This is a genomic window from Microbispora amethystogenes (genome assembly GCF_016863015.1).
In the GTDB taxonomy this organism is placed as follows: Bacteria; Actinomycetota; Actinomycetes; order Streptosporangiales; family Streptosporangiaceae; genus Microbispora; species Microbispora amethystogenes.
The window spans coordinates 1-3,796 of the sequence record NZ_BOOB01000091.1; the positions used below are offsets into that span (position 1 = coordinate 1).

4 protein-coding genes are annotated in these 3,796 nt (G+C 70.7%); 2 read left to right on the forward strand and 2 right to left on the reverse strand.

Annotated features, from left to right (window positions below; genetic code table 11):
* Together Mam01_RS35730 and Mam01_RS35735 are read right to left on the reverse strand one after the other, a co-directional pair.
* On the reverse strand, positions 1 to 216 hold a 216-nt coding region (locus tag Mam01_RS35730; protein ID WP_204289646.1), incomplete at its 3' end, for a hypothetical protein.
* 133 nt (positions 217 to 349) lie between these two features.
* The gene (locus tag Mam01_RS35735; protein ID WP_204289647.1) at positions 350 to 1,636 is read right to left on the reverse strand and encodes an ROK family transcriptional regulator; all 1,287 of its coding nucleotides are present in this window, start codon (positions 1,634 to 1,636) and stop codon (positions 350 to 352) included.
* A gap of 246 nt (positions 1,637 to 1,882) precedes the next feature.
* Between Mam01_RS35735 and Mam01_RS35740 the strand changes: the two genes are divergently transcribed.
* Positions 1,883 to 3,181 carry an ROK family transcriptional regulator gene (locus tag Mam01_RS35740; RefSeq protein WP_239101872.1) on the forward strand — a complete coding sequence of 433 codons (1,299 nt, stop codon included), beginning with the start codon at positions 1,883 to 1,885 and terminating at the stop codon, positions 3,179 to 3,181.
* Positions 3,182 to 3,542: 361 nt separating this feature from the next.
* Positions 3,543 to 3,796, forward strand: a 254-nt coding sequence (locus Mam01_RS35745; protein ID WP_373868745.1) for an ATP-binding cassette domain-containing protein, incomplete at its 3' end; no start/stop codon positions are given.

Here is a 3,796-nt window from a genome sequence, read left to right on the forward strand (position 1 = left end):
CCCCGTCGTCTTCGAGAAGACGAGCACCTTGAAGTCGGGCGCCGCCGCGGCCGCCGTGGTGGCGGCCTGGGCGGCCACCGGCGTCGCGAGGAGGGTGATTACGGGAGCGGCGAGGGCGATGGCCGTCGTCGCCGCGGTGAGACGTTTCGGACGTCGTCCGCTGGTTGGCAGGGTCGCGTTGAGCGACCTGGCCCACGTTCGAGAACGTGGAGACATGGAGGACCCTTTCCTGACTGGGGGGAAGGTCAGGCAAGGCGCGCGCCGCCGCGCTTGTTGCCACTTGGTTGTCGTGGATATTCCGGGGTGTTTCGGGGTGCTGGAAGGTGCCGTTCCAGGTCTGTGGGGGCCGTCAGTGAACTGCCGGCCGGGGTAATGAATCGAGGATCGAGGTCGGGTCGTTGATGATCTGGTCGACCACCATGCTCGCGGCGCCGCGTGACGCGGCGCCGAAGCCGAGCGTGGAGGCGACGAACCGGCACTGGGCGCCGGAGCCGGCCACCACCAGCCGGTTCAGCTGGTCCTGCGCGTGGGGCAGGAGCCACTGAGCCAGCGAGGCGAAGTAGCCTCCGATCACGATCACGCGGGGGTTGAACAGGTTGGCCAGGATCGAGCCGCCGAGCCCGAGCCATTGGCCGACCTGCGCGACCGCCTGCGTCATGCGCCGGTCGCCGGAGGACAGGCCCCGGGCGATGTCGGCCACGCGCTCGTCGGGGTCGGGCACCGGCATCCCGGGCAGCCCGTACGCCTGCTCGGGCATGGCCGCGCGGACCAGTGCGGCCAGCCCGACCTTGGTCTCCCAGCATCCGACGCGGCCGCAGCCGCACTGGTCGCCGTTCGGGTCGACCCGCAGGTGACCGACCTCGCCGGAGTAGCCGTCAGCTCCGCACAGGAGCCTGCCGCCCGAGATGATGCCACCGCCGACGCCGACCTCTCCGGTGAGATAGACCAGGTCGGGCGTGCCCGCGGCGACGCCCGAGGTGAACTCGGCCAGCGCGGAGAGGTTGGCGTCGTTGTCCACCCTCACCGGAACGTCCAGCGGCCTGAGCATGGAGGTCAGTTCGTCCGCCAGCGGCAGGTCGTGCCAGTAGAGGTTCGGCGCGAGCGTCACCACGCCGCGCGCGACGTCCACGAGGCCGGGGACGGCCACCGCGATGCCGGCGGGGACCGCTCTAGCACGTTCCATCGCTTCCGCCGCCTCTTTCGCGACGAGCCCGAGGCGGCGGACCGCTCTTTCGGTGCCGCTGCCCATCGCGTCGAAGGCCACGCGGCGCTCGACCAGCACCCGGCCGCTGAGGTCGGTGCCGTGGACCGCGATGTAGTCGACATTGATCTCCAGTCCGAGAGCGCCCACGTGCGCGCCGTGCAGCGCGACGGCCCTTCTGGGCCGGCCGATCGCGCCCACGTGCTCGACCCCGACCTCCCGCACCAGCCGCCGTTCGAGCAGCTCGGCCATGAGGTTGGAGACGGTGGCCCGGTGGAGCCCGGTCGCGTCGGCGATGTCGGCGCGGGAAAGGGAGTCGTGGTCGCGCAGCTCACGCAGCACAAGCGAGAGATTCGCCCTGCGCAGGGCCGCGGGGCCCGCCGCGGGCGGTGTCGCGCCGCCCGGGGTGCGGAGGAGGTTCGGCTCGTACGTCACCTGACCCTCACCCGCCCTTTGTTTGTCTCTGAGATCAATTAATCAGCGTTGTAACACGAGGATGTCCGGACCTGCACCCATCTGTCGAGTAACGAGTTGGCATCGTCGGGCCAGCCGCAGCTCAACGGCTATATGACCTGGGGGTTACCGGACTGTTACGGAACCTGCAACCGGTTTCAGTCTTGCGCCCGCCGGAAGTCGCTGGCATTAATTCGGCGAGCCACACGAACTAATTGAGGGAGAGGCGTGGACCGAAGCAGGGCCGACGGCCGTACGGGCGACTCGCTGAGTCGCGGCCTGTCAGCGGGGGTTCCCGCTGACCAGGCCACCGTGCGCCGTTCCAACCTCGCTCTGGTGCTGCGTCACGTGAGCGCCTCGGGCCCGTGCTCCCGGTCGGCCGTCGCGCTCGCGACCGGGCTGAACAAGACCACCGTCACCAGCCTGGTCAGCGAGTTGCAGGCACGCGGACTGGTGATGGAGACGGGGCCGCAGCACGCGGGCTCCGTCGGCCGCCCGAGCGTCGCGCTCGCCCTCGACGGTTCGCGGGTCGGCGCCCTGGGCGTGGAGGTCAACGTCGACTACATCGCCGCCATCGCCACCGATCTGGCCGGCCGGGTGCTCGTGGACCGGCGCGTCGGCTTCGACGCGATGGGGTCCAGCCCGGAGCGCTCGCTCGACGAACTGGCCCTCGTGGTCGAGAAGACTTTGGCCGACCTCGACCGGCTCGGGGTGACGCCCGCGGGGGTCACCGTGGCCATCCCGGGACTGATCGACACGATCACCGGTACCGTCGTCGTGGCGCCGAACCTCGGCTGGCACGGAGTGGCGGTGGCGGAGCGGCTGTCCCAGGCCGGCATCCGCCCGGACATCCCCATCGTTGTGGACAACGACGCCAATCTCGCCGCGCTGGCCGAATACACCTCCGGCTCCGAGGCGGGCACGTCCGACCTTGTTTACCTCACCGGCGAGGTGGGGGTCGGAGGCGGTGTAATCTCCGGCGGGCGACTGCTGGGCGGAGCGGACGGATTCGCCGGGGAGGTCGGCCACATCCTGGTCGACCCCGCCGGTGAGCCCTGCCGCTGCGGCCGCGTCGGCTGCTGGGAGACCAAGGTCGGGCTGGCCGCGCTGGTACGCATGGCCACCCCCGACCGGGCGTACGGCATGGGCCGGCAGGTCGTCCGTGATCCGGAGGAGCGGCTGGCCGAGATCGAGCAGCGGCGGGCGGAAGGCGACCCGAGGGTCGACGCCGCCATCGTGGAAGTGGGCCGGTGGCTCGGGCTCGGGGCGTCGGTGCTGGTCAACCTGTTCAATCCACGAGTGATCGTGCTCGGCGGTTACTTCGCCAGGCTCGCCGACCGGCTCATCCCCGCCGCCCGGCAGGAACTGGCGCGTCTGGGCATGACCGGCGCCGCCGAACGCTGCAGGTTCGTCGCATCCGATCTCGGCTTCGGCGCCGCGGCACGTGGAGCGGCCGGGGTCGTCGTCGAACGGGCGCTGTCCGACCCCACCGCCATATCGATCCGACATCCCCTGCCATCGGGGTGATCGAGGACTCCGACGACCTGTCCGGCGGCGGACGTCTCTGCCCGCGAGCCGGTTTCCGACCCCCACTCCTCTGATCATCGTCCCCTTCGAACGTCCCGTCCGCCTGACCGTGCTCCCCGCTCGGTACTCCCCCCCGCCCATCCCGCGTGCCGTGGCGATGGGACATGCGGTCAGGCGGACGGGATCACCACCACCATCCAAGCCATTCCGAGCCCTTTCCCACAAGAACGTCCCGCCCGCCTGTACGGCTGTCCGGAGCCGCGTCGGCATCGTTGACGCCGACATCGGTGCCGTAGCGGCGGTGCCAGCCGGCGCCGTCAGGCGGGCGGGGCCCGGCCGCACCCACCCCTAGGAGGCCTCTGTGCAGCCGTCATCGTCCGAGTCGTCCCTGCTGGAGATGCGAGGCATCGTCAAGCAGTTCCCCGGTGTGCGCGCACTGAACGGCGTCGACCTCGATGTCCGCGTCGGCGAGGTGCACTGCCTGCTCGGCCAGAACGGCGCCGGTAAGTCCACCCTGATCAAGACTCTGGCCGGGGCACACCAGCCCGACGAGGGGACGATCTCCTTCGACGGCCAGGAGGTCCGGCTGACCAGCCCGACCGCCGCGATCAAGCA